General features: G+C 48.5%; 12 protein-coding genes and 3 pseudogenes. 9 read left to right on the top strand and 6 right to left on the bottom strand.

Features of this window, described 5'->3' with window-relative positions; genetic code table 11:
- The first annotated feature begins 3 nt into the window (after nt 1-3).
- Entirely contained in the window at nt 4-657 is a 654-nt protein-coding gene (locus FPL14_RS08925; protein WP_182302651.1) for a GntR family transcriptional regulator, read from the top strand.
- A gap of 117 nt (nt 658-774) precedes the next feature.
- Here FPL14_RS08925 and FPL14_RS08920 read toward each other — a convergent pair whose 3' ends face one another.
- The 4 genes and pseudogenes from FPL14_RS08920 to FPL14_RS30490 form a co-directional block, all read right to left on the bottom strand.
- The gene (locus FPL14_RS08920) at nt 775-1,236 is read right to left on the bottom strand and encodes a GNAT family N-acetyltransferase (protein WP_182302650.1); all 462 of its coding nucleotides are present in this window, start codon (nt 1,234-1,236) and stop codon (nt 775-777) included.
- Between the two features lie 22 nt (nt 1,237-1,258).
- A complete protein-coding gene (locus tag FPL14_RS08915) occupies nt 1,259-2,371 on the bottom strand; it encodes a response regulator (RefSeq protein WP_182302649.1) in 1,113 nt (370 codons plus the stop codon).
- A complete protein-coding gene (locus FPL14_RS29835; protein ID WP_229263957.1) occupies nt 2,352-2,855 on the bottom strand; it encodes a sensor histidine kinase in 504 nt (167 codons plus the stop codon). The genes FPL14_RS08915 and FPL14_RS29835 overlap by 20 nt, the downstream gene beginning before the upstream one ends.
- A gap of 21 nt (nt 2,856-2,876) precedes the next feature.
- Nucleotides 2,877-4,063: pseudogene (locus tag FPL14_RS30490) on the bottom strand (histidine kinase N-terminal 7TM domain-containing protein); the annotation flags it as partial.
- A 369-nt stretch (nt 4,064-4,432) separates the two neighbouring features.
- Here FPL14_RS30490 and FPL14_RS08900 point away from each other — a divergent pair.
- The 4 genes and pseudogenes from FPL14_RS08900 to FPL14_RS29825 all read left to right on the top strand — a co-directional run.
- Complete coding sequence (locus FPL14_RS08900; RefSeq protein ID WP_182302646.1) at nt 4,433-9,193, top strand: S-layer homology domain-containing protein; 4,761 nt, start codon at nt 4,433-4,435, stop codon at nt 9,191-9,193.
- A 41-nt stretch (nt 9,194-9,234) separates the two neighbouring features.
- Entirely contained in the window at nt 9,235-9,513 is a 279-nt protein-coding gene (locus tag FPL14_RS08895) for a hypothetical protein (RefSeq protein ID WP_182302645.1), read from the top strand.
- A gap of 182 nt (nt 9,514-9,695) precedes the next feature.
- Complete coding sequence (locus FPL14_RS08890) at nt 9,696-10,205, top strand: CHASE3 domain-containing protein (RefSeq protein WP_182302644.1); 510 nt, start codon at nt 9,696-9,698, stop codon at nt 10,203-10,205.
- A gap of 198 nt (nt 10,206-10,403) precedes the next feature.
- A pseudogene (locus FPL14_RS29825) lies at nt 10,404-10,517 on the top strand (type 1 glutamine amidotransferase domain-containing protein); the annotation flags it as partial.
- A gap of 79 nt (nt 10,518-10,596) precedes the next feature.
- On the opposite strand, the gene FPL14_RS08885 reads toward FPL14_RS29825, so the two are convergent.
- Nucleotides 10,597-12,918: an MMPL family transporter gene (locus FPL14_RS08885; RefSeq protein ID WP_182302643.1), complete on the bottom strand. Its 2,322-nt coding sequence runs from the start codon at nt 12,916-12,918 to the stop codon at nt 10,597-10,599.
- A gap of 39 nt (nt 12,919-12,957) precedes the next feature.
- Nucleotides 12,958-13,575 carry a TetR/AcrR family transcriptional regulator gene (locus tag FPL14_RS08880; RefSeq protein WP_229263849.1) on the bottom strand — a complete coding sequence of 206 codons (618 nt, stop codon included), beginning with the start codon at nt 13,573-13,575 and terminating at the stop codon, nt 12,958-12,960.
- Between the two features lie 345 nt (nt 13,576-13,920).
- Between FPL14_RS08880 and FPL14_RS08875 the strand changes: the two genes are divergently transcribed.
- The 4 genes and pseudogenes from FPL14_RS08875 to FPL14_RS30725 form a co-directional block, all read left to right on the top strand.
- Nucleotides 13,921-14,286 (top strand): DUF1304 domain-containing protein, encoded by a 366-nt coding sequence (locus FPL14_RS08875; protein WP_182302642.1) that lies wholly within the window; start codon nt 13,921-13,923, stop codon nt 14,284-14,286.
- A gap of 267 nt (nt 14,287-14,553) precedes the next feature.
- Complete coding sequence (locus FPL14_RS08870) at nt 14,554-14,841, top strand: hypothetical protein (RefSeq protein ID WP_182303919.1); 288 nt, start codon at nt 14,554-14,556, stop codon at nt 14,839-14,841.
- 362 nt (nt 14,842-15,203) lie between these two features.
- On the top strand, nt 15,204-20,213 hold the full coding sequence (locus FPL14_RS08865) for a polysaccharide lyase family 8 super-sandwich domain-containing protein (protein WP_182302641.1): 5,010 nt from the start codon (nt 15,204-15,206) through the stop codon (nt 20,211-20,213).
- Nucleotides 20,210-20,266 (top strand): annotated as a pseudogene (locus FPL14_RS30725) (hypothetical protein); the annotation flags it as partial. The gene FPL14_RS08865 and the pseudogene FPL14_RS30725, both read left to right, overlap by 4 nt.
- Nucleotides 20,267-20,294: the final 28 nt, after the last annotated feature.

The following is a 20,294-nucleotide window of genomic DNA, read 5'->3' as shown; positions in this document are numbered from 1 at the left end:
TATGTGACCAAAAGCGCTAAGGTTACCGCTTATGCCCAGGTCAAGGAATGGATTAAAGAAAGCATTCTTTCCGGAGAGATTCCTGCGGGTTCGCGCATTACCGTAGCGGAGATCATCGAAAGATACGGCGTCAGCCAGATGCCGGTGCGCGAGGCGTTTCAAATTCTGCAAGGCGAAGGATTCATCGAGCTGCTTCCCCATCGGGGAGCTAGAGTACTGTCCTTGACTCCGCAGTATTTGACCAATATCTACGAAATTCGGGGAGTCGTCGAAGGGCTGCTGGCCAAACGGAGCATGCCTCATCTGACGCTATCCGGTCTTAACCGGTTGAAAGAGTTGAACCGGCAGATGGAGGGGATGGTCCAAGAGGGCATCGTCGCAGAGGAACTGGTGAAGCTGGATAGGCAATTCCATGTTGCGATATATGAAAATAGCAACAATCCGGAGGGCATGCTGATTTACGAGAAGTATGTCGGTTTGATCGGATCGTTGCGCAACAAGTACGGCTACGGTTCCGAACGTCTGGCCGATATGGTCAAGCAGCACTGGCTCATGATCGACGCTTTGCAAAATCAGGACGCCGACGCGCTGGTGAAGATCGTTCAAGCTCACAGCGAGGGAGCAATGCTGGATTTGCTGAAAGCTATGGGAAGTTAAGGGATGAGGCTGTTTCAAAAGTGAACTTCACTCGTCAAGTAAACCATACAAAAAAATCAATTAGACGGCCTTCGTCCTGGATTTCATGGGACGGAGGTCGTTTGGTTTTTTCGGCGATCACTTTATGGATAATTCCATAAATATTTCGGCAATATCATTATCATTGTATTTCGGTATCTCATAAAAGCCAAAACTTCGAAACACCGACATCGCTTTATAAGATTGTTTCTCAGTGTCCAACCTCAGCTTTATTAATCCAGCTTGTCTTGCAAATTCTATTATTTGGCTCATCATGCTTTTGCCGTAACCCTTATCTTGATGTTCAGGTAAGACGAAGAACCTCTTTATTTCACCAATTCTGTTTTCGGAATCAATACTCTTTAAACCAATAGTCCCAATAACGCTCTGTTCTTCCTTCAATAGCCAGAATCCGCCTCCCGTACCAAAATATATCAGTTCGATACTTCTAATATCTGAATGCGACCCTTCAGGATCAAAGACATATCCTCTGGAAACATACATGGTTTCCATAAATTCTTCCAACTGATCCTGGTCTGATCTAATGTATCTCTGCAACAATAAGCATTCACCTCTCTCGTGGCTACAATCGACCGTACCACTCGGCCAGCTCTGCCGATGGCTGAAGATTGAGTTCTTGTTTCAACAGCGATTCATACTGTTTGTATTGTGATTGGAGGGCCAGCCTGTCCTTCAAAGCGGCAAATCCGCGCATAAGCAGCATATTCGCTTCTTCATCCAATTCGTTGCGCCGCACCAGCCTTTTTGAAATCTGAACGGCCTGACGAATCCGATTATTTTCGAGCAGCCAATTTATTAGACGTTTGGCAAACGCGTCGTAGACATCGCTGAGCCGCTCGCGCTCGGCAAGCGCCCACTCGTACGGCTTACCTTCGAACAAATCGCCTGTATACATTTTTTCAACGGCTATCGCGGATTCTACATTGTTTTCATCCATGGTGCGGAAACCGGACAAGCGCTCTTCGAATGCTATAAAATCGACCTTGATTTGTTCCAGACTCATCTGATAATGTTCGCGATCGGAGGAAAGTATTTCCTTCATTCCATGCGTAGACAGCGTCCTGCGCAGCTGGTATAGCGCAGTATTGAGATAAAATTCCGAATTTTTCCCCTCTCTATCATGGAATAAATCTTCCAGAATACGGACTTTGGCCGCACGATTCCCGCGACAGAGCAACAAATACGCGAACAACTCCTGACTTTTGCGGGACATCCATTTCAATGATTCTCCTTGCTCGCCGCTGATTTGCAGACCTCCCAAGCTTGCAACCGACAATCGCTTCGGCTTGTCCGCGTGACCGGAGCCGAGCTTCTCAGCCCGCCTTCTCAGGGCTCTCCCAACGGTTTCTTCCAATCGCTTCAAGGAAATAGGCTTTACGATATAATCCAATGGATAAGCGTCAAAAGCATCCAACGCAAACTCCTTATGGGAGGTCACGAACACAATGTCCAAATCGGCGTTCATCTTCCGCAATTCAAGGGCTAATGTCAATCCGCTGTCTTCCGCGATTTTGATATCGACGAAGGCAAGATCCACGACATGCCGTGCGGCAAACGCAACCGCCTCTGCACTGCTGCGTACCATCCCGACGATAACCACGCCTTCTATTCGCGACAATAGCTGGCTCAATGCCGTTAACATCGCCTGTTCGTCGTCAATAAGCAATACTTTCATCGTTGTCCCTTTCCGAGTCCGCAGCGCGAAGCGAAAAATAAAAAACAGTTTTCTGGCGCGGCACGCTCTCCACCCAAATTTGTCCGCCGCTCATCCGCACGAATTGTTGGCAGACTTGCAATCCCAGTCCGGTTCCCCTCTCCCCGGCAGTCCCCGTCGTAGACACGAGTCTCAGCGGATCGAACAACTCCCGAACCCGATCTTCCTCCATACCCACGCCATTGTCGCTAACCGATACGATTACCTGCCCGGCTTTCGTTTCGGCGCTAACCGCAACTTTCCCGCCTCGCTCGGAAAACTTGATTGCATTCGTCAGCAGGTTACGAACGATCAAATTGACCGCTTCTCTATCCGCATAGACCGCAATGTCGCCGTCGATCTCGATAGGTATGGCGATTTGTTTGGCTTCGCCTTTTATTCGCAGCGTTCGGCACACTTCTTCGACCACGTCGGACAATCGCAATCGTTCGGGTTGCAGCAGCATGCCTTCCTTTTGGCTACGAAACCATTCCAGCAAATTTTCGATCATCGCGAACGTATTTTGAATTTGCCCGCTTAACGCATCGATCACTTCCTGATGATTGCGGTTAAACATCGTTTTATCTGCTTCCAGTACTTCAATCAAGCTAGCCTGAACCGCTAGCGGATTCCGGATATCGTGGGAAACGATTGCGAACAAATGGTCCTTTAGCTGATTGAGCTGAACGATCTGCTCCATCTGTCTTTGCTTGTCCGTAATATCGAACAATACCGATACGGTTCCTTGCGCAGGCCCTCCCCGGGAGGCAAGTGGATACACCTTGACCGAATAGACCCGGGATTCTCCGTTCACCTGGGCGTCGATCTCTATATCGCTCGTCTCCATATGCTTGCAGACACGCAACCATTCCGGCCAGTTGGCCAACAATTTGTCGATAGGCTGTCCTGCAATCGAACCTTGTCCCGAATCCGCAAATAAGGACTCAACATACGCATTGCTATCGATTACGCTGCCTCTGTGATTGACAATGAGTATCCCTTCTTCCATCGTCTCAACCACAACGTTTCTTGCAAGCGGCACGACCGAGAACATCCGGTAACGGATCACGATCCACAGCATGGTCATTCCCAAAAATCCACAATATACCGAGATGGGAAGAAGCCACGGCGTAAAGCCGGAATAAGCGGATTTGGCAACTTCCGTCGCAGCGGGGATACAGCCGCACAGTACCAACCAGATGCCGGGTTTGCGAAGTTCGGGACGAACGCGCCGCAGATAGACGAACAAATAAAAGACGCTAACAGCAAGAATCAGATAACAGATGATATTAAACGCAAGAGAATAAACGGTTTTGCTTACTACCAAATGCCCTTGGCCCAGCTCTATATTCCAAAAAAGCAGATGGTGATAGGGGTTCGTCCATATCAACGCTGACCATAACACGAATATCGATAGAATCTGCATCATGCGAAACGGGCGTAAATATTCGTCTTTCCCGAACAGGCCAGCACGAAAAAAATCATCATCGGCACCACAAACAACAAGCTGGTTTGTTCCATATTTCGGAACAGCATTTTTAAAGATAAACTTTCGCTGTTGATTTCCATGATCACGCTTCCGGCATAAATCACGCGACAAACCATGACCCAGGCAAAATATCGGATTCCCCGTTCCTGGCTATACAGAAAGGCGTAGCCTAAGAACGCGATCATCAAAAAAACGGAGACCAGCATGACCACATTGGATAGCGTTACACTCATAGCTGCAAATTCTCCTTAAGGTAGAAAACATCAGGATTTCCTATATGTAACTCATGACAGCCAGCCATCGCCATTTTTCATTTAGCAATCTCCCATTTACTATCGATCATACTATATGTAAAGATCTTTCACTTGTGCGATTCTTTCATAGTTCTTTTATAGTTCTTTTATAGTTCTTTCATAGCCGTTTGATATGCTGGTTTTTGTCAAAAGACTGGCGAATTATTCCTTCGGTTATTAAAGGAAGGCGAACAAAGGAGAGAACATGATATGCAAAGGAACCATCCGTTAAGTATAAGGATTATGAGGATTAAATCCCCCATGCTGCTACGAATGATGATTGTTCTGGCGATGCTGAGCGGGTCATGGTCGTTAGCGCCGAAACCGGCATCGGCAGATACGAAATTGGCCGAAGTGACAACAGGAAATGGTCCCTACAGCACTGCAGTGAATCCGGTAACGAATCATATCTATATCGCGAATGAACAAGACAATTCAATCACCGTGATTGACGGTGCCACGAATGAAAAGACGATCGTTGCCGCATGGAACCATCCAACCGCGATCGCGGTGAATCCGGTGACGAACAAAATCTATGTCACGCATCGGGATGACGACAAAGTGAGCATTATTGACGGTGCCAGCCATGCGACGGAAATGATCGATGTAGGAGATGGCCCGGTTGATATCGCGGTGAATGCGGTGACCAACAAAATCTATGTCGCCAATATCGCCGGTGACGATGTCACCGTCATAGATGGCGCGAGCCATACGATAGAGACGGTTGGAGCGGGGGACGAGCCCAATCGAATCTCCGTCAATGCATTGACGAATAAAATCTATGTCGTGAATAAAGCGAGCCATAACGTCACCGTCATAGACGGTGCGGACAACTCGACGAATACGGTAACGGTGGAAAGCTTGCCCAGTGCGGTCGCAGTAAATCCGATCACGAATAAAATTTACGTCGCGAATCAAGGCGGCGGTTCGGTGACCGTCATAGACGGCGCCGACAACTCGACTGAAAGAGTGACAGTGGGAGTCTCGCCTACCCACATCGCGGCGAACCCGGTAACGAATAAAATCTATGTGGCGAACCAAGGCGACGATTCGGTGACCGTTATTAACGGCGCCGACAACTCGACGGAGATAGTAGCGGCAGGAAACGGCCCCCGATTCCTCACGGTAAATTCCGTAACGAATAAAATATACGTCGCTAATTTTCTCGGAGATGATATTACCGTCATAGACGGCGCAAGCAACACGCCGCAGACGATTGCAGCTGGAGACGGCCCATACGGGATCGCGGTGAATCCGGTGACGAACCAAGTCTACGTCGCGAATCAACTGAGCAACACGGTGACCGTCATAGACGGCGCGGTTAATCAGACGGAGACGATATCGGCGGGAAACAATCCATACGCGATCGCTGTGAATGCGGTGACGAACAAAATCTACATCACCAATTTCTTCAGCAGTACGGTTACTGTCATCAACGGCGCGGACAATACGATCGAGACGGTGGCCGCAGGCAGCTCTTATAATCTTGCGGTAAATGAAGTAACGAACAAAATTTATGTCGCCAATTATCAAGATAATACGGTTACCGTTATAGACGGTGTGGACCTTTCGACGGAGATCGTAGACGTGGGCAATGCTCCGTCTGCCATTGCGGTGAATCCGATCACGAATAAAATTTATGTCGCGAATCAAATCAGCCATTCGGTGAGCGTCATAGATGGCTCGACTAACGAGGTGGAGACGATCGCAACGGGAACTAGGCCCTTTGCGATAGCGGTAAATCCGATCAAGAACGAAATTTATGTCACTAATCTCGTCAGCAACGATGTTACCATCATCGATGGTGCGGACAACACGACAGAGACGATATCGGTGGGCGCTGACCCTCACGCAATTGCGGTCAATTCCGTTACGAACAAAATCTATGTCGCGAATCAATACAGCGACACGGTGACCGTTATTGACGGAGAAGACCATACGACAGAATCGGTCGCGACGGGAATCTTTCCCGGTTATCTTGCAGTGAACGCCAAGACCAACAAAATCTATGTCTCGGCGGAAATTAGCGATACGGTGACCGTCATAGACGGGGCAGACAATTCGACAATAACTGTGGCGGCAGGAAACGGTCCTCGGAGAGTTTCGATCAATCCGGCCACGAATAAAATCTATGTCTTCAATGCTTTCAGCGACAACGTTACCGTCATTGACGGCAACAGCAATACGACGGAGACGATAGCTGTGGGGATTGTGCCTGGAGATATTGCAGTGAATACGGCGACGAACCGTATCTATGTTACCAATCAATATAGCGAATCCGTGAGCGTCATAGATGGCGCCGGTCGTACGTCGAATCCATTGCAGGTTGAAATTTTACCTTTGCCGGGCCATGTCGCAAGCGGAGTAAACGACGCGTTTACCTTCCGGATTACGAATGCTTATCACCCGAATCCCACGAAGGTGCTAGGTTTGTATTACCAGCTTGATGATACGCGCGGAGAATGGAAGCGGGCGGATGCGTTCGGCGAGGATTGGGCGGCGACGGTGTCCTCGGCCACCTACGGTCGGCATGTGCTCTATGCGTTGGCTCTCGAAGCACAAGGGGATGGCGTGTCGGCCGGAATCGCAAGCGCCTATGCGTTCAACATGCTTCCGGAGAACACGATCAATCCTGCCGCGGCGAGCTTCGACAAATACGCCGGAGCGGCGGCGCATGCAGATATAACGACAACGTTAACCCTACACGGCTACCCGGTCGCGAGCATTGCCAGCGGTGCAACGCCGCTTGTGCGCGGCACGGATTATTCGGTAACGGGCAATACGGTCACCATTAAGAAGGATTTTCTTGCCGCTCAGCCCATCGGTACCATGAACCTGACGTTCACGTTCGGCTCGGGAACGACGCTGTCGCTGCCGGTAACCGTAATGGATTCTACGCCGTCGGCGGCGAAAGCGATCACGGCGTTCAGCTTTGCTAGTCTGTCTGCTAATGGTACGGTGAACGAAGCGGACCATACGGTCTCCGTCAAAGTACCCTATGGCACGGACGTCACATCACTGACGCCGACGATTGCGCATACAGGCGCGAGCATCTCGCCGGATAGTGGCGTGGCGCAGAACTTCACCAACCCGGTTACATACACGGTGACCGCAGCGGATGGCTCCACGCATAATTACGTAGTGACCGTGAAAATCGCTCCTGCAAGCGCGCAACAATTGACAGCGGATAGAGCAGACCGTCAGGTCAACTTAAACTGGGCTTCAGTGACGGGTGCAACCTATTACAATGTGTACGTATCGACTGTTCAAGGTCTGTTTACCGAACCGGCTGCTGTTACGGTTACGGACGCGAAATACAACATGGCCGGGCTGACGAACGGCACGACCTATTACTTTATCGTAAAAGCGGGCAATACAGAAGGCTTGAGTGCGGCGTCGAATGAAGCCGTCGCGACACCAGGTACTTTTCCTGACGCGCCTATAAATGTAATAGCCGTTGCTGGGGAAGAACGGGCAACCGTTTCCTTTATTCCACCGGCCAATGACGGCGGTTATGCCATCACCAGCTATGAAGTGGCTGCTTCATCGGGAGGAATTGTGCGAAGCGGAGCCTCAAGCCCGATCACGGTAACCGGCCTGACTCCCGGCATAAGTTATACCTTTACAGTTAAAGCGATTAATGATGTCGGAAAAAGCATGGCTTCTGCTGCATCCAATGCAGTCATCCCAAGTTCCCCGCCCGGCGGCAACAACAATAGCAGCAGCAACAGTAACGGCAACAACACCGATAACGAAGAGAGTGCGGTTCACCTCGCGGATGTCCTTCTTAACCATCAAGTGGTTGAAGCGGGAGCGAAAACTACAGTGGATCACGGCAACAAGATGCTGACGATCGTTGTCGATCGGACCAAGCTTGAGAATCGACTTGCAGCGGAAGAACAAGGCGCGATCATTACCTATCGGGCGAACTCAAGCTTTGATAGGGTTGTGGCCGAGATGGACTTCCAATTGGTCAAAAGCATGGCAACAAAGCAAGCTGTCATTACTCTCAAAACCGACAAAGCCAAGTATGTGCTGCCAGTGCGGCAACTCAACCTTGAAGCTTTAGCCAGCCGGTTTGGCGATTCGGTTGCCCTGCAGGACATCAAACTAAAATTAGAGATTAACGCACGGGGAGCACAGAACACGGCTAATTCGATCAATGATGCCGTATCCAAAGGCATGTTCACCCTCCTAGTGCCGCCGATTGAATTTAACATCCAGGCGATATACGGTGAGACAACAGTCGAAGTTTCGAAGTTCAACACTTTCCTGGAACATTGGATTGCGATTCCGGACAACGTGAACCCGGATTCGGTGACAGCAGCCGTTGTCGTTGAACCGGATGGTGTTTTCCGTAGTGTACCGACTCAAGTCATTAAGATTGAGAACCGGCATTATGCGAAAATCAGCAGTCTGACCAACGGCGCGTTCGCCCTTGTATCTCGTCCTAATGTGGAATTCAGTGATGTGTCGAATCATTGGGCCGGACAAGCCATCCGTGACATGGGTAAGCGGATGATCGTTGAAGGCACAGGCAACTTGTATGAGCCGGATCGGGAAGTTACCCGAGCGGAGTTTGCCGCCATCCTCGTTCGTGGATTAGGACTGCCTTTGGAAAATGAGGCTGCTCCATTCTCGGATATTCCCCGGGCGGCTTGGTTCAACAATGTCGTGCATACAGCGTATACCTATCGCTTGCTTACCGGCTTTGGAGACGGGACGTTTCATCCGAAGGATACGATTACTCGAGAGCAAGCGATGGTCATGTTATCCAGAGCCATGACATTCACCGGACTTAAAGCCAGGCTGCCCGGTCATGCGGCAGATGAAGCACTTCATCTTCCGTTTACGGATACGGCTTCTGCCTCACGCTGGGCGCTGGATGGTATTGCGGATAGTATCCAGGCAGGTGTCGTAAAGGGGAAAAGCGGCGCAAAGCTTGCGCCACAGGATTTCGTGACGAGAGCCGAGGCTGCAACCATTGTGCAACGCCTGCTTCAGCTCTCCGATCTAATCTGATATTCGCTAACATGAGGTTATCCTGCACGTGCTTATCAGCGTTGACTGCCTGGTCGTTCTCGGAAGACGGCGTCGTTCCTTTGAACGGGGAATGGGAGTTTTATCCGAATCGGCTACTCGCGCATGAAGACTTTCTTGCTTCTGCGCCGCCCGTGACGACGATCCCTGTGCCGGGTACGTGGTCGAGCCGGATGAAGACGCTGGGGATGGCGACTTATCGTCTGCGGCTTCATATCGGCCAAATCGAAACGATGTACGGGATAAAAATGGCATCCGTCCAAATTTCCAATCGGCTTAGCCGAAAAAGCAGTAGATCGTAGTTGAAGCGCACCCCCTTAGAATAAACATTGGGAAAACCCCTTGGGTTAATCCGATGAAATTCTAGGGGGTGTATTTTTGTTCGTCACCGACCGTCCCGTAAAGCCTATCGACGGATTCGCCCGTGATATAATCTTCATATCGTAGCCAATTTAAAATAGCCAGCTTGAGAGGTGAGGGGGATTTGAACATTCATTACACTAGCATGAGGCAAGTGACATTTAAGAATAGAATCATATTTCTTTTTCTCTTTAGCAGTTTAATTCCTTTTGTTTTTCTTGGCGTTATTTCTTTTTACACTATTGATTCCATATTGAGCAATAAAGTGGAACATACCTTGCAAAGCAAGCTGGAACAGGACTTGTCCTATTTAGAAAATACATTAAATAACGTAAACCATGTTTCTCAGCAGTTGGCCTTCGGGATTGGAACCAATAAGCTAATTGAGGAGATGAATAATGCGCAAGAGCCATTTAAACAAATTCAATTGTTAAATGAAATTAAAGAGGAATTGAATGTTATATCTTTTTCCAATCCCAACATAGGCTTATTGATGTATTACTACCCAGAAACCGATTCTCACAAGTTTGAAAATTTCAGCATTCGCGGAAAGTTTTCTCCGGATCAGCTGCCTGTAATGGCAAAGTATTCGGACATTACTTATTTCGGACCGCTTCTATGCTTGACTTACTAAACCCTTTTTCTTCACTGAAGATCTTTACGTCGTGCTGCATTTCAGATAACTTCATGTTTTACCGTCCCTTTTCGGCTGTTAGATGGATATCAACGGTTTCCGTAAGTTGCTTTTCCTCTTTGTATGATTATTCGCCGTTTTAAACGGAATAGCAACCAGTCAAACTAACGAATTATGCGGTGGCTCTCTAGCGCTAGGCTGGCGGCTCCGAATTGGTCTTCGCATTACGAAGTGGACGGCAATCTGATTACGGGACAAAATCCTCAGTCTACTCTGGCGGTAACGCAAGCGGTCATCGAAAAGCTCGGTTAATCGAAATAAATACGCCGGAGAACATTCCTGTCCGACAGGAGGCTCTCCGGCGTTCCTATTTTCTCTGTTCTGCTACAAATTAGTAAGCCTTACGATAGTTAGCCTTAATGTCGGCGGAGTCTTCCTGCTGCTTCAGCTCGGCGAGCAGCTTATCGCCTTCGACATCGAGATTCGGAAGCATGCGATCCATCCATTTCGGCAGCCACCAGGCCTTATCGCCGAAGATCGCCATGACAGCCGGGACGAGTGCCATGCGGACGATGAAGGCGTCAATAAGGATACCGATTGCCAGCGCAAAACCGATCTGTTTGATCATGATATCATGAGCGAAAATAAAGCCTGCGAATACGGATACCATAATGACGGCTGCGGCTACGACAACGCGGCTGGCCTGATTGTAACCGTGAACGACGCTCTCCGTTCCATGATGTCCATGGACGTACGATTCGCGCATGGAGCTGACCAGGAAAACTTGGTAATCCATCGCTAACCCGTACAGAATACCGGTAACCATGATCGGCATAAAGCTGAGCAACGGGCCGCCGGTGTCGAAGCCGAAGAGGGAATGAAGCCATCCCCATTGGAATACGGCGGTAGTGATCCCGAACGTGGCAAGCACGCTGAGAAGGAAACCGACCGTTGCTTTGACCGGCACGATGATCGAGCGAAATACGAGCAGCAGAATAATCAGCGAAAGGATGACGATGATGCTGACGTAGAGCGGGAACACCTCGGCCAGCTTCGAAGACATATCGATGTTGATCGCGGTAAATCCGGTAACGCCGATCGACATATCATACGTCTGTGCCATACTCGAATCGGAAGCTCGAAGCTCTTGTACCAGATCTTTGGTCTCCGCATCCGTAGGTCCTGTTTGCGGAATAAGGCTAATAATCGCCATATCTCCGGTTTTGTTTACGCCCATCGGCGTTACGAGCTTAACGTTGTCATGCTGCTGGAGCTCTTGAACCAGCCCGCCCAGCGTTTCTAGCGTGATGGTGTCCGAAGCGCCTTTGGGCTCGGCGACAAGGAGAAGCGGACCATTGAAGCCTTCGCCGAAACCGTCCGAAATCGCGTCGTAGCTCTGTCTGGATGCCGTGTCCAGATTCGCCGTAGCGCCGGAAGGGATACCCATCTCCATTTTGGAGACCGGAAGCGCTGCCGCGCCTAATAGGACAATGACTCCTACAATAATAAACCAGCGGTTTTTCGCTACTCCGGTTGCCCAGCGGTGTGCGAGACCTAGAGACATTTTGTTCGCTGGGGCGCTGCTCTTCGCGCGCGCTTTGGCCGAGCAGATGCGTTCGCCTACCAGACCGAGCAAAGCAGGCAGCAAGGTTAGGGCAACGAGAACATTGACGAGGACGGCCAATGCGGCAACAAGCGCCATCGCGGACAAGAAGCCTATTCCGATCACAAGCATGCCGCATAATGCAATAATAACGGTCAAACCGGCAAAAAATACGGCGCTCCCGGCGGTGCCGACCGCTCTGCTTGCGGCTTCCCGAGCGCTCAGTCGCTGATCGAGAATCATGCGGCGCTGACGGTTAACGATGAACAGCGAGTAATCGATCCCGACGGCAAGCCCGACCATAAGCGCCAGAACGGGCGTGAGATCGGTCATATGGAACATTTTAGAGAAAGCATACGCTCCCCCTACGCTGATTCCGACTCCCAATAATGCGGTCAGCAGCGGCAAGCCTGCAGCGACTACGGAACCTAGCGTGATAACCAGTACAACGGCGGCAACTACGATACCGATTGCTTCAGTCGAGCCGATCGCAGGCTTGCTCGATAGCGAGTCGCTAGGCAACGCGGAAATACCAGTCTGTTCGACAGACATTGCGGCATCGATTACGGAATCGGGAACCGATTCGGGCAGCGACATTTGCTGAACGGTGAATTGGAACTGGAACAAGGCAACGCTGCCATCGGAAGCAAGCATAACGCCGGGTACAGGGACACCGTTCACGATCAGAGGACCATATGGAGACGCTTCGCTTGAGCTTGATTGCGCGGCTGCATTCCCTTGATCGCCGCCGGACATCGAGGCTCCGGCTTTTGCGGCCAATTCTATAGCATTAATGACATAATCAAGGTTGTATATCTCATTAACGGCTTTGCTAATGGAGTCTAATCGCTCCGGCGTGTCCAGGCGTTCGCCCTTGGGTGCCTTAAACAGGATGCTGGCTTGTCCGCCCGAAGCCTCCGGCAGTTCTTCCGTCAGCTGATCCAACACCTTTTGCGATTCCGTTCCTTCGATTTTCATATCCGAACTGACATGTATTCCGTTCGCTCCTAGTATGGCGAGCACAACGCCCAAGATCGCGATCCAGCTAATAATGAAATACCAAGGTTTGGTATAGGCTGACTTGCCTAACCTGTACAGGAAAGTTGACATACGTTAACGTTTCTCCTTTGCATGTGTAAATTACGCGAGTTAGAATCCGTTGCGCAAGTAGCCGAACATAGTGTCCAAATAATGATCGAACGTATCGGTTTTCGAATCTTCCGCGGAGGATTGAACTGGCAACGGAACGTCCAGGCTGCCGTCAAGCAAAGGCAGCATCGCGCCGTAAACGGCGCCAACGAGAAGATGGGTGTACCCCGGGGGATATCGACCATGGGATAACTCGCTTAACGTCTCTTGTGCCGTTATTTGCAAACGACGCAACGCGCTGAGGATATAGGGCTTAAGCGTCGGATACTCCTTCGACAGCGACATGAGCTGTTGCAATTTCCCGAGATGTTCTGCGGTTAGTTGCAGTTTCATTAAATGGTACAAGATATCCAGCGGAGGCATATTCTCGTTAAGACTTCCAATCCAATTCTCGACTTCTTCGGCACCGTGAAAGACGATGGCCGCAGACGCTACCGCTTCCTCCTTGCAGGAATAGTGGTTCGCGAACGTTCTTCTGGAGTAGCCGGCGTGCTGCACGATATCCTCGACGACGAAGCCGTCCATCCCCTTCTCCAGAGCTAGTGCATACGCTGCATCGGCAAGCGCAGTCGCGGTTGCTTCCCTCTTCATATGGCGTAGGCTTTGATTGTTCATCATATCACGCTTAAGCGCCCACCTCTTTTCATAATTATATTATTGCCCAATGGGCAAATATGCACAATGGGCAAGTTGTTACGGATTTGTGGCGAGTGAGGAGAAGGAGCTTCAACGCGGATAGCCGTCGACAAAAAAAATAAATTCGATATCCACCCAAAAACGCTGAGAATTGATCCTGTGCGGCTGGCGTAGGCGAAAAGCAGCGTTGCTTATATAGATCGTCAAATTGAACCGATTGTAAATTTAACCAACAAGGGTTATCCTTAACGCGGTAGAAAAACTGCTTAGGGGATAACCCTTGTCTTATTTCTAATCGAAATTTTGAAGATGGAGTAGTGAAGCCCAATGATCTTGATCAGCGCTATCCTTGTAGCGGTCGTTGCCTTGGAACATGTGTACATCCTGATTCTGGAGATGTTTCTATGGACCAAGCCGCGGGCGATGCGAATTTTCGGAACAACCAAGCCTTTTGCCGAAGAAACAAAATCTTTGGCAGCGAATCAGGGACTTTACAATGGTTTTCTAGCGGCAGGTCTGATATGGGGACTTGTGCATCCCGATCCTGCGTTCGGACGTCAGATTCAATTGTTCTTTCTTATCTGCGTGCTAGTAGCCGCGGTTTACGGCGGCTTGTCGGCGAAAAGATCCATTCTATTTACTCAAGGTCTACCGGCGCTAATTGCTTTTATATTTGTTCTTGTTCGTTCATAATGGATTTCCGAAGTCGTATTGACGAAATAAAACCTATTCGACTTAAATCTGCCTCGTATTAGGAGGCAGGGTTTCTTCTTTTATTTACGAAGCATACATTATGCTACATAATGATAAAGGATAAAGGCGGTTTGACTGGTTAGAATAATGGTACAATCTGGAGAGCGGTTAGCTGCCGTGGAAGAGCTAGGTAAGAGGAACAACGGAAAGAATGGAATCGATAAAACAGAAACTTGAGGTGGTTTACTTTTGAAAAAGCAGAAACCGATGTCGTTTGACGACCTGTTATTGGAATTGCAAGGACAGAAAACGATCCAAAAAGATCCGAATCATATTTCGTTAGACGAATTGTTTAATGAAGCTTTCATGAATAAGCATTCTAACTCTAAGAGTTTTGCAGAGTTTCTGGAGAAAGGTAACTTTCAAGTACGGGTCCAAGAAGATATAGCTAACATTCCCGACGAGCTTTTTGATCGGCATGTCGCGAGGGACACGAATTTCGCGGATTGGAAATCCATGCTGGATCAAGCGACGTTGGAAAATGGGCGCAAGTAATAAGCGCTTCAGACATTATGTCTGTTCGAAAAGTCTGCTCCGCTTGCCAAGCGCAAGCGCCGGGAGGCTTTTTTTCATGCGACGTTTTCCGATACGAAACGACAGGGGCATAACGACGCGCGGAACAGGGGACGATTGGGCGAAAAATCGGAATAAAAGATAGATTCACCCCGCTAGCGCTCGCCTCTACGCTTCGATAGAATGAGATTTGGAAAGCGGTTACACAAATGCTGAGCAGGGCAAAACCAATCGACACCGGCCGGGATCGGCTTGGTGTTGTCGGGCTGCGGCGGCATTGACTGTCCATGCGTTTCGATTCGTGAAGCACAGAAGGAAACATTACTTTAAGGGGGAGAATCGTCATGAAGCAAAAACGTATAGTGAGTATTGTTCTGGCTCTTGTAATGATGCTGACCATGATTTTGAACAGTATGACTAGTTTCGCAGCGGGGAAAACGGTTGATGAGTTCGATAAGCTGCGGGAGAAATGGCAGTACTTGGCCATGGGCGGGGATTATGATCCTAATGACCCGAATATGCAAGGGCTGCTTCAAGCGATAAATCATGTGGCGCAGGATCTTCTTGACAGGATCAATCCGAGTCCGACACCGGATTGGGGAAACAATGATTACCTTTGGGCGGAGTATATGCTTGGCAATCGCGGTTCTGCATATAGCGATTCCAATAATACTCAGTTTACGATTCGAGGCCTTAAGTTTATGGCATTGGCCTTTCAGACCAAAGGCTGCGAGCTTTATCAGAATGAAAGATTGAAAAGCGAGATACTGCGAGGAATGGATTATATTTATAAAAATCATTTTAAGATCGGAGTAGAAACGAATTCTTATGGGAACTGGTTTACTTGGGAAATCGGGAGCCCGATTTATTTTAGCGAGACAGTTCTGCTTATGTATGATTATCTGACAGCAGAACAGATCCAGACTTATGTAACAACTGCTCTTCAGGGTGCAATCAAAACCGGAGGAGCCGCTTATATGTATGTTGGCGCAAATGCTTTGTGGAGAGATCGTGTCCGCCTGTATTCGGGTATTCTTCTTAAAGACAGCTCAATCCTTGCCTATGTACAGAACGATGTACCTTCCTATATGGGTTATGTGACAAGCGGTGACGGCTATTACAAAGACGGTACATTTATGCAGCACGGAAATGTGGTTTATAATGGCGGCTACGGTAAAGAAGCATTTTCTGATATTAGTCATTTCATTTATATGCTTGATAGCTCTCCATGGGAAATTACCGGTCCCGAAAGAGATAATATGAGCACAATTGTAGAAAAAAGCTATGTGCCTTTCATGTATAAGGGTGTCTTCATGGATATGGTCAGGGGACGTGAAATCACCCGCACAGATACGACCGATGCCTATGCCGGCATCACCATCAGCCTTGATGTTCTGCTATACTCCGAATCGGTGCCCGAGGAAGAGGGGAAGAGGCTTAAGGGAATGATTAAGGAATGGCTGAATAATGAAAACGCCATACGTACTTTAAATGAGGGTGCCGGCGTGGCCTGGTATATGTTCCCCGTATACAATCTCTCTAAAACATTGGAAATCCTTAAGGATGATTCAATCGAACCCGTATCAAATGCAGGAAAAAGCTATACCTTTGGCAAAGGCTCAAGAACGGTTCATACTACGGACAACTTCACTTTCGGTCTTTCCATGTACAGCAACGATATAACAACCTTCGAGCAAGGCGACAGTAATACAAAAGGCTGGTACACGGGCCTTGGACAGACTTATATTTATACGCCTGATATCGGACAATATACTTATCAAAAACCAACGCTTGATTGGTATCGACTATCTGGTGTAACTGCCGTTAACGGGATTTCCGTGGGCAGCCATACAAATGCAAACTCCTTTGCAGGAAGCACAACTCTAGATGAAACTTACAGCACTGCCGGTCTTGAGATTTCATCCGGCGCCACAAAAGTAAGCGCAAAAAAATCGTGGTTTATGTTCGATGACGAGGTCGTAGCCGTAGGAACGGGGATTACTTCCACGCATAATAACAATGTTGAAACCACGATCGACAACCATTATATTACGGGCGATAATGCTCTAATTATAAATGGAGAAAAACAGTCGAACGAGCTTGGATGGAACGGTAAAATCGATAATGCCAAGTGGGCATTAATAGAAGGGAACGCTAAAGGATCCAATATCGGCGTTTATTTTCCGAAAGAAACCAAGATCGGCGCAGTCCGTAAAACCCGTACAGGAAAATGGACGGATTTGGGCTCTTATAACGTAGATGAAAATGTGCAATCAGCCAATTACCTTACGATGTGGATTGATCATGGCTCAAAGCCGGTGAATGAAAGCTATGCCTACGTTCTATTGCCGGGAACGACCGCAGCGCAGGTTGAAAACTACGCAGACTCCAGCGATATTGAAATCATCCGCCAGGATAATGATGTACACGCCGTATATGAGAAAACGCTCCATACCCTCGGCGTGAATTTCTGGCAGGATGGCGATCAATCCATTGATGCAATAGGGGTAAAGGATTATCTGTCTGTTGATAGAGCCTCTTCAATTATGATTAAAGAAGACGACAATAAACTCAGCTTTGCCCTGTCAGATCCGACTAAGAAAAATTCGGGCACAATTACCGTGGATATTAACCGGGCGGCCGTCGGGGTTATTTCCAAAGACAGCCGGATTAAAGTGATTCAAACTTCTCCGTCCATTAGGTTTGAGCTGGATGTCAATCAGTCTTTCGGGAATCCGATCGAAGCTGAGTTCGCCTTCAAAGAACTTGAGGTGCCTGGAGAAACCTCCATTACAAACATGGCATTAAGCGATAACACCTTAAGTCTTGAATTTGCCAAAGCCTCGCGAGCAACGGGTTATAAGCTGGTTTATGGCACGGAAAGCGGAAGTTATTCGGAATCCTTCGTGACTTCCGGAAACACGGCGAAGATCAAAGGATTAAATGCCAATACGACTTATTATTTTGCGGTTAAAGCGATTAATGACTCAGGGGAAGGCGGCTTATCGCAAGAAAAATCCTATAGCATCGGCAATACGCGTTCTTTGATCGAGGAATTCGAAGATTTCTCCAAGACAGTCAGTTATTCCGGAGGATGGGCAACCGACGCTTCCAATGCGAGCACTTATTATGATGGAGATGTCACTCGGATTAAGAGAAATGACGCGGATAAGACGAATCCAAGGCGAGAGGAATATATCACCTATTATGTTCCATCACCCAAAAGCTTTGAGCTGACGACCTATGATTACGGTTTAGCTAGTGCAGGGGATAATACCATTCTTCAGTTTTACGGTTCAACAGATAACGAGAACTGGTTTCCCATTCCGGCAGCCAAAAACGGAACCGTAGTCAAAGATAAGTGGAGTAAAGTTGTCTATACCAATTCAGCCGAATTGGATAACTCCATAAAGTATATCAAGATTGGCGTCTCCAACAACACCAAGATTTGGGCGCCGCAGCTCTCAAAGCTGGCAATAAATTATGCCTGGACCTCTGACCGTGTGGTCATGGATACGATGCTGGATGATTCCAGAACCTATGAGGTAGAAGGCGATGCCGCTTATAGGACGGGAGACGGCGTTAAATTCGGCGGCGATAAGGATATTCTGATTAAAAGCGGTTCCGAGAATGCAACCATGCTCTATAGTTATACCAATATAAGAAACGCCAAGCTTACAGCTTTTATTGCCAAAGAAAATGGCGGTACCCTATCGGTTATGTCCTCCAAAGACGGGGAAAGCTTTATGCCCGTTGCTTCCGGTCAAGAGACTGCCGGCGATGATTTCGGGGACTATCATAAAGTGGTTTACAGCATTCCTGAATTAGAGGAGGGTACGAACTATCTACTGCTTACAATAAGCGGGGAAGCCGATTCAATTGCTATTGCCGACCTATCATTGTCATACGTCCATGACATTGCACGCGTACAAAAAATTCGCTTTAGGGATAAACAGCATGAAGCGGTGATGAAGTATGATTTGGCCCCGGCAGTCAAACTAGCACCGATGAATGCGACAGGTGAAATAGAATATACGATCTCAGACAAGGACATTGCTACTGTGAACAATTCAACGGGGACACTGCAGGCTAGGGCGCTCGGAACTGCGGTTCTTACAGCTACGGTCCTTGGAACCGATGCAGATGTAAGGGCAAATATGATTGTCCGTACTTCACAAAACCTTGCACTGAACGCAAATATCACTGCAAGCTCTGTCAATGGCGTGTACTCTGCGAATAAAGCCATTGATGGCGATGCTCTTTCCCGTTGGGAGTCCAGCGTAGGAAATGTTCAATGGCTGCAGGTCGATTTGGGATCACCTAAAGGATTTGGAGCAATCGAACTGAACTGGCAGCAATATGCAACCGAGTATGCGGTTGAAGGCTCTATGGATGGCAACGCCTGGACCACTCTTTATACGGAGACGAACGGCAGTGGCGGTAAGGTCTGGATTGAATTTGACGAAGTACAAAAATACCGATATGTCAGATTGAGCGGTACGAAAGCTACTGCGGCCTATTCGATCTATGAGTTCCGCGTTCTCTCGTTTCAGCCTCAAAGAGGGGTAGACGGAGTTGTACTTCAAAATCTTGCACTGGGAAAAACAGCAACAACAAGTGGCAATGACTCTACTAATGGCGTTCCTAAAGCTGCGATAGATGGGGATACCTCAACGCGCTGGGCGTCTGCGAGAACAGATAGCCAGTGGTATACCATTGACTTAGGCGCTACAAGCAAAATCCATCAGATTAATTTGCTATGGGAGTCCGCTTACGGTAAAGAGTACGATATTCAGGTGCTGGATGACAGCGGGAGTACGGTTACTACTGCAGTCATTGAAAGAAACGGTGCTCCCGGATGGAAGAGATATGTGCTTGACGAGCCGTTAGAGGGAAGATACGTTCGGATGCAAGGCATTAAGCGCGGTTCCACTTATGGATATTCTTTATATGAGTTCGAGGTCTATGGAAGTTTGGCGCAAACAACGGTTAGTTCCATTCAGTTTGCTTCAGATAAGCTTTCTGTGTTAAGGAACCATAAGAAAACGGCTGCGATCATTACAAATCCGCCTTATGTGAATGAGGGGAGCGTTGAATTCGTCAGTCTAAACCCTGAAATAGCGACGGTATCCAATAAAGGCGTTGTTACGGGGATAACAACGGGGTCGACCTTCATTAAGGCCTACTCAACGGTTTCGGAAGCTGTTTATGACACCGCTGAAGTCACGGTAACGGATTACATTGGTGCTCCCATACCGGTTTCCAGTCTTGAGGTGCGAGGCGGCGTAGCCATTATCGATAAAGGGACAACCGCCCAGTTTGACGCTTCGGTTACCCTGATAATGCATCAATAAAGAACATTCACTGGTCCTCCAGCGATGAACGCGTACTCCTCGTAACCAACGAAGGTTTAATAAAAGCAATCAGCATAGGAA

Source organism: Cohnella cholangitidis (genome assembly GCF_014107495.1).
In the GTDB taxonomy this organism is placed as follows: Bacteria; Bacillota; Bacilli; order Paenibacillales; family Paenibacillaceae; genus Cohnella; species Cohnella cholangitidis.
Note: the sequence above shows the minus strand (reverse complement) of the source record. Positions and strands in the feature narration are given on the sequence as shown.

What these genes read in the sequence shown, in the direction of transcription:
- FPL14_RS08915 (WP_182302649.1), bottom strand. Translation starts at nt 2,371, where the DNA reads ATGAAAGTATTGCTTATTGACGACGAACAGGCGATGTTAACGGCATTG.
- FPL14_RS29835 (WP_229263957.1), bottom strand. Translation starts at nt 2,855, where the DNA reads ATGCTGCTGCAACCCGAACGATTGCGATTGTCCGACGTGGTCGAAGAA.
- FPL14_RS08900 (WP_182302646.1), top strand. Translation starts at nt 4,433, where the DNA reads ATGCTGCTACGAATGATGATTGTTCTGGCGATGCTGAGCGGGTCATGG.
- FPL14_RS08885 (WP_182302643.1), bottom strand. Translation starts at nt 12,918, where the DNA reads ATGTCAACTTTCCTGTACAGGTTAGGCAAGTCAGCCTATACCAAACCT.
- FPL14_RS08880 (WP_229263849.1), bottom strand. Translation starts at nt 13,575, where the DNA reads ATGATGAACAATCAAAGCCTACGCCATATGAAGAGGGAAGCAACCGCG.
- FPL14_RS08875 (WP_182302642.1), top strand. Translation starts at nt 13,921, where the DNA reads ATGATCTTGATCAGCGCTATCCTTGTAGCGGTCGTTGCCTTGGAACAT.
- FPL14_RS08870 (WP_182303919.1), top strand. Translation starts at nt 14,554, where the DNA reads ATGTCGTTTGACGACCTGTTATTGGAATTGCAAGGACAGAAAACGATC.
- FPL14_RS08865 (WP_182302641.1), top strand. Translation starts at nt 15,204, where the DNA reads ATGAAGCAAAAACGTATAGTGAGTATTGTTCTGGCTCTTGTAATGATG.